The organism is Mycolicibacterium arenosum (assembly GCF_024320865.1).
Classification (GTDB): domain Bacteria; phylum Actinomycetota; class Actinomycetes; order Mycobacteriales; family Mycobacteriaceae; genus Mycobacterium; species Mycobacterium arenosum.
This window is the reverse complement of sequence record NZ_JANDBD010000002.1, coordinates 706,351-712,652: the sequence shown is the minus strand read 5'-3', so window position 1 is coordinate 712,652 and position 6,302 is coordinate 706,351. Positions and strand designations below refer to the sequence as shown.

Here is a 6,302-nt window from a genome sequence, read left to right as displayed (position 1 = left end):
AACCTGGTCAAGATCAGCGCTCTGGCCGGATGACAACCGATGTCAGCGCCAGAGTCCCCTCGACGCCAGAACCACCATCGAGCCGCACCGACCATCAATCCTTTTTCAGGTCGAAGTAGCTAGACACCCAGTCGCGGGCTGTGCGACTGTCCCGCCGATTCCGGCCTGGCCCGGGCTTCAATGACGCCTAGTGGCTCACCGTCGTAGCGGTCCGGTTCGGGGAGAGGTAACCGATACATGGAACCGAAACTGCGGTACCGGATAGAACCGTTTGCAGCGCGGCAGTCGCCGGCTACACACCCCTGAGCCAAGCCAGGCGGTACCGCAGTCGTTTCACTCGGCCCCGACGCCGGCCAACGCAGCCAATACTGCATTCTGCGCGAAGCGATTCTCAACAAACGCCCAGTTCAGGAACTTCTAAGCCCGAATACCCTGCCTGATTAGGGTTTCTACGACGCTTCGTCGCGATCCAACAGGGCCGTCAATATCCAGTTCAGCGGTGGGGTACGGCTCCGAGAACGGGCACTGTAGCCGGTGCTGTCTCGTTGTCGCAGGCAGCCGGATTGCTGCCGCGCTGCTGTCAGGTCGCTGTCCCGTCACCTGCATCACTGGCACCCACGTCGTCAGGTTCGTACGAAGCGACGAAGGACAGCACGCGCGGGGCGAGTGGGCTCATGGGCGGACACATCTTGCGACGCGTGAAGCCAGGACCGTCCTGCAGCGCATGCACTCCGTTCGGGTGCGGGTAGCGGCTCAACAGTTCGCGAACGGTCGCAACATCATCCGCCACGTTCGGGTACAGAATCGTGTCAAGCTTTTCCTGAAGCGGTCCCATGAGCGGCTGAATTGCCTTGATCATGTCCAACACGCTCGGATCAGAATCCATGTCTTCCAGTTCCCGACGCTTCAACCACTTCTTCTGCGACGAGTTGCGCGTGAAGTCGAGCATGAACTCCCGACTCATGTACACGTTCGCCACCGGTTCTTCGTTCATCGATGCCCCGAAGCCCCACTTAAAGGCGTTGATGTCGCCGTGCTGCAGCGCGCCACGCAGTTCTTCCAGCCAGCCGTACTCGAACGACGTCTTGCGCAGCTCGTCAAACAATTTCTCGACCGCCTGGACCTCAGGACCGCGATTGAGGGTCTTCTTGGCCGTCCTGACCGTCTGCTCCCTGTGGCTGTACAGCGCGGCAGTAAATGAGATCAACGCGGACCGCACCTTGCGCCTGTGTTCGTCCCAAGCATCCTCATCGAAGATTGGAATCCGGTTGTACCGCAGGTCAGTCAGCAGCGCCATCACCACGTCGCAGAGCCGGTCGCTCTCGTCCGAGATGTGCTGCAATAGTTCGCTGTCGATCATGCGCCGAAGTTGTTCGTATGCATCGCGATAACGCTCATCTTCGTCCTCAGTCAAGGAACACACCTTCTCGAAGATTGGAGCATCAGCAGATCGGCTGGGGTCCAGGTGAACCAGGATCGCGCCGTAGGGGTCTGCCGCAGCTTCTGCGTCTTGCGCGTCATGCTCTGCATTGCGCTTGCCAAGCAGTTCCTGCGCGTCTCGCATGTCCTTCGCCGCGGTCGAGATACGTTGCTTCACTTCCTCCTCGGAAGGTAGGCCGTCGGAAAACCAACGCGTGCAGTTCGAGAGCACGCGATCCAGCGCGTCCTTCACGAGCCGCTGCGCGGTGTCCCGTGTGTAACGATCCCGAACGTCAGGTGTGTCCGCCCAGTCCATGATCACGGTTGTCGTTGCCCAGGTCACCGTGCTCGCGGCCTCCAACGCCAGCAGCATTGACGGAACCCGTGCCGGGGCCACGTGCGGCATCACCACGGACTGCATTGCCTCAAGCACGTCGTTGGCGAAATCAGTGGCGCTGTTGCCTTCGATGTCGTCAAGTGCAGAGGCGAAGGCTTCAAGCCGGCCGATCCACTCTCGTACTCGCTCTATCTCTTCCTGCTCGTCGGCCTCCACATGCGTGCCTTTCTTCGATCTTTCACATCGTGTGTGGCTCCCTTCTGGTGGGCAGCCATACAGGATCGCACAGAGGTGCGACAGAACGCACGACAGTTTCCTGGCGTTCCCTACAAAGGCCGACTATGCGCGACAGCAGCAGGCGGCCTCAGTTGGGCGCGATTTGGTCGTACCTCTCTAATAGAATCCGCTCGCGCGATCGCTAAAGGCACCGCAGAGCGATGGGAGGTGGGACGACAACGCCGTGAACGCCTGTGGATGCGGGTGCGGAGGCGAAACCAAGTCAGTTCGTCCGTAGACACCATCGCCGGGTGCCAGGAGCGAAGCCTCCACGCGCTGCGCAGCCACTCGACCGTCCTCAGTCACCCGAGAGTTGTTGCGAATGCGGTCATCCTCGGGGCCACATGAGAACTCCTAGCCTCCGAGTCCAGTTCGTCCATGTCCAGCGGACGTCTTTCCCGATCTCGAGTGGCGCGCGGCTAGTTAAATTCTCGCACGAAGTATGACCAGGGAAATACCGCAGTGAGTACCGCAGTGCTCTCGTCCGATTTCGATGACCGCCAACGCAGCCAACACAAAATCCGCAGCTAGATACGGTTCTTCCGGCGGCTACCGCCACTTCCCAACACAACAAACGCCCAGTTCAGAGGATTTTAAGTCCGCTGCCTCTGCCGATTGGGCTATGGGGGCCGTGGCTATGCCATGACCGTAGAGGCTAGCGCGAAGAGCCGACCTACCCGGTCACTCATCGCGGAGCTTCAAGGCGTCGAAGTCGATGACTTCGCCACGGTTGATGGAGACCCAGTCGCGAGCCTCCAAGTACGGGCGAAAGGTCGCGGTGATCGCTTGCGCATCCGCTGGCGTCTTCGGCCGCTGAAGCTCGTAGAGATGCGGAAACTCCGTCCAGGCGACGACTGCGTCCCACAGCCGCAGGGCGGCTTGTCCCGTGGGCGGATCGATGAGCACGGGGCCGAACAGACACTGATCGTCGGGGAAGAACATCGTCGGAACGCCGTAGCCGTTCGCTGCCACGACCCGCTCGTGTTCGGCCAACACCTCGGAACTGGTGGTCGAGTCGGCGATCGCAACGTCGACCAGCACGGGGTCGAGTCCGATCTCCGCAAGCAGATGCCGGGCGACGTCCTTCTCATGCGGCTTGTGCCCGTCGACGTGCAGCGCTCTGCCCGCGCGGGCGTACCAGGCGTCGAGGTCGTCCATGGAGGTGCGGCGCAGTAGGGCACCGATGCGCATCATCGACCAGCCGTAGGACCACTCCCGCTCCCACGGGTGCTTCTTGCCGTCCTGCCGGTTGATCTCTTCGAGGCTGAAGAAGCGCCAATTGATCTGCAGCCCAGTGAGTTCGCGAACCTCGCGGATCCACAGCGACGTCTGGTAGGCGTACGGGCACATGACGTCGAAGTGGAAGTCGACGAATTCGGGACGGCTCGTCACGTCGACATCGACCAGTCGCCGAGGCTAATCCGCGCCACCGTCCTTCGGAGCGTCGTCGGCCGGCTTGTTGTCAGCCGGCTTGTTCTCGGCCGGCTTGTCGACACCCGCCGACTTGTCGGCATCGGCGGGGTCTCCCGCGGCGGGTGGGTCCACCGCGGTCACCTTCTCCTCGGTGTCGACGGCGTCCTTCGGATCGAACGTGTCCGGAACCGAGACGACTTCATCGACCGGCGGATCATCGTCCACCTCCACCTCGGCGACCTCGACGGCCTCGACCTCCTCGACGACGGGCGCGACATCCCCCGTGGTGTCGCCACCGCCCTCCGAAAGAGATTCGGAGACAATCGGTTCCGGCGCATCCGCCGCGACGTCCTCGGACCCACCCGCCACGGTGATCGTGTTCTCCGCCGAGAACGATCGCATCGTCGACACGTCGGCGACCAGCGTGGGCGGCGGCGGCCCGACCGCCAACGCGGTCGCGATGCCCAGTTGGGCCGACTCGATGCCGTCGACGATCAGCCCCGCCCCGTCGCCCAGTGCGCCGAGGAAGTTCACCGTTCCGTCGATCGCCGCGTTGATGATGTTGCTGAGATTGAAGGTGAGGATTGCGCCCACCAGGTCCTGAGTGCCCTCGATCAGCGACGTCACGACCACGTTGCCGGCCAGGAGGAACCCGTTGGCGACGTCGATGAACGCCAAGGGGACCGCGGACTGCAGGGCGGTCTGCACTGCGTACAACTTCTGGTTGCGCCAAATGAGCGAATCCAGCAGCGGCTGACCGACCGCCACCACCGAATCCCGCACCGCCGTCGTGAACGTGTCGAACGCGGCGACGAAGTCGAGTGCGAACACCTCCTGGACGATCTCGACCGTCACGCCCGGAATGGCGAACAGCGACTGCGCCGCGCCCACCCCGGCTTGCGCCAGACCCTGCAGGTACACCGCCCAGTTCTGCGCCCAGTTCCGGATGTACTGCCGGACGACCGGCAAGGTCAGGATGTAGGGCAGGTCGAGCGCGGTGAGATCGAAATCCCTCGAGACCGCCGCCGCTGTTGCGCGCACCTGTTCGACCGGCGACGCCGTCGGCATCGGGGCAACCGGGGCCAGCGCGATCGCGGTCGCCCCGACGAGGGCCACCCCCGAGGTGAACCACGGCCGTAGCGAGGCGTCCATGTGCGACTCCTTCAAGATCGACTGATCAGCGAACCGTAGCCTTCTCGAAGCGGACAAGCAGCGGAAGCACAGAATTTATTGACATCGTCGCAAAATGGTTCACCAACTGAACTTCATGCGGTCGACGAGAACTTTCCAGTGACCATTCGCCATCGGCGCGCTACGCTGGGATCACTGTCGAAGTCAGGGCCAGTCGGGGGCACTGCATTATTGAAGGGTCCTCGGCCATGCTCACAATCTCACTCAAGCGTTCGCTCGTCGCTGCCGTTGGCGCCGCTGCGTTGTCGCTCAGCGTCGGGGGCGGCGTCGCGAACGCCGATCCGATCATCGACACCACCTGCACCTACCCGCAGGTGATTGCTGCGCTCAACACCGAGAATCCAACGCTCGCAGCCAAATTCGCGTCGAACCCGGTAGCGGCGGGCATGCTGACGAACTTCCTCTCGGCACCGCCCGCCGAGCGCCAGAAACTCGCCACGAACTTTCAGCAGACCTCCTGGGGCCAGAAGTACTTCGGCGCCATGTCGGCGATCGCCGGGGTCTGCAACAACTACTGACCTGCGGGCTCCCGCCCGAGCCCGATGGTGAAGGCGAGAGCGGGGACCTCGTCGGGTGAGGTCCCCGCCCTCGCTGACAAGAGAATGCCGATCGGTTCTTGGAGCTTTCTTGGCGACCGGTCAACCGAAGGCGCCCGAGTACGCGTTGACCGCGGGCTGGCCGCCGAGGTGTGCGTAGAGCACGTTCGAGCCGGCGGGAATGGTGCCGTCGCACACCAGGTCGATGAGACCCGCCATCGACTTCCCCTCGTAGACCGGGTCGATGATCACGCCCTCGAGTTCGCCGAGCAGGCGGATCGCGCCGACGGTCGACGCCACCGGGATTCCGTACAGGTCGCCGGCCCATCCCTCCAGGACGACGATCTCGTCATCGCGAAGGTCGCGATCGAGACCGATCAGATCGGCGGTGTGACGGGCGATTCGCGCGACCTGGTCGCGAGTCTTGTCGAGGGTGGCCGACGCGTCGATGCCGATCACCCGCCGGGGCCGGTCCTGTCCTGCGAAGCCGGCGATCATGCCCGCGTGCGTCGAACCCGTCACGGTACAGACGACGATGGTGTCGAAGAAGACTCCGAGCTCGGCCTCCTGACGCTCTACCTCATACGCCCAGTTCGCGAAACCCAAGCCCCCGAGCGGATGTTCGGAGGCGCCGGCCGGAATCGGGTAGGGCTTGCCTCCTGCCGCCTCGACCTCCCGGATGGCCTTCTCCCACGACGACCGGATGCCGATGTCGAAACCCGCTGGATCCAGCCGGACCTCGGCGCCCATGATGCGCGACAACAGGATGTTTCCCACCTTGTCGTTCACCGAATCCGGCCAGTCGACCCACTTCTCCTGCACCAGAACCGCTTTGAGACCCAGCTTCGCGGCGACCGCCGCCACCTGCCGGGTGTGATTGCTCTGATAGCCACCGATCGACACCAGGGTGTCGGCACCCTTGGCGAGCACGTCGGGAACGATGTACTCGAGCTTGCGCGTCTTGTTGCCACCGAAGGCCAACCCCGACTTGCAGTCCTCCCGTTTGGCCCAGATGCGAACGCCCCCGCCCAGGTGAGCGGTGAGGCGATCCAGCGGATGGACGGGACTCGGCCCGAACGTCAGCGGATACCGATCGAAATCGGTCAACGGCATGGGTCCACCCTCTCTCG

At 63.3% G+C, this 6,302-nt stretch carries 5 protein-coding genes; 1 reads left to right on the top strand and 4 read right to left on the bottom strand.

The features are described 5' to 3' along the window. Nucleotides 1-580 precede the first annotated feature (580 nt). The 3 genes from NM203_RS07215 to NM203_RS07205 form a co-directional block, all read right to left on the bottom strand. Nucleotides 581-1,972 carry a hypothetical protein gene (locus NM203_RS07215; RefSeq protein WP_013470983.1) on the bottom strand — a complete coding sequence of 464 codons (1,392 nt, stop codon included), beginning with the start codon at nt 1,970-1,972 and terminating at the stop codon, nt 581-583. 741 nt (nt 1,973-2,713) lie between these two features. Further along, nucleotides 2,714-3,424 (bottom strand): mycothiol-dependent nitroreductase Rv2466c family protein, encoded by a 711-nt coding sequence (locus NM203_RS07210; RefSeq protein ID WP_255059093.1) that lies wholly within the window; start codon nt 3,422-3,424, stop codon nt 2,714-2,716. 24 nt (nt 3,425-3,448) lie between these two features. Beyond that, nucleotides 3,449-4,597: a hypothetical protein gene (locus tag NM203_RS07205; protein WP_255059091.1), complete on the bottom strand. Its 1,149-nt coding sequence runs from the start codon at nt 4,595-4,597 to the stop codon at nt 3,449-3,451. Between the two features lie 227 nt (nt 4,598-4,824). On the opposite strand from NM203_RS07205, the gene NM203_RS07200 reads away from it, so the two are divergent. Next, entirely contained in the window at nt 4,825-5,154 is a 330-nt protein-coding gene (locus NM203_RS07200) for a hemophore-related protein (RefSeq protein WP_255059090.1), read from the top strand. A gap of 120 nt (nt 5,155-5,274) precedes the next feature. On the opposite strand, the gene NM203_RS07195 is transcribed toward NM203_RS07200, so the two are convergent. Continuing rightward, nucleotides 5,275-6,285 carry a 1-aminocyclopropane-1-carboxylate deaminase gene (locus tag NM203_RS07195; protein WP_255059088.1) on the bottom strand — a complete coding sequence of 337 codons (1,011 nt, stop codon included), beginning with the start codon at nt 6,283-6,285 and terminating at the stop codon, nt 5,275-5,277. Between the last annotated feature and the right edge of the window lie 17 nt (nt 6,286-6,302).

What these genes read in the sequence shown, in the direction of transcription:
- NM203_RS07200 (WP_255059090.1), top strand. Translation starts at nt 4,825, where the DNA reads ATGCTCACAATCTCACTCAAGCGTTCGCTCGTCGCTGCCGTTGGCGCC.
- NM203_RS07205 (WP_255059091.1), bottom strand. Translation starts at nt 4,597, where the DNA reads ATGGACGCCTCGCTACGGCCGTGGTTCACCTCGGGGGTGGCCCTCGTC.
- NM203_RS07195 (WP_255059088.1), bottom strand. Translation starts at nt 6,285, where the DNA reads ATGCCGTTGACCGATTTCGATCGGTATCCGCTGACGTTCGGGCCGAGT.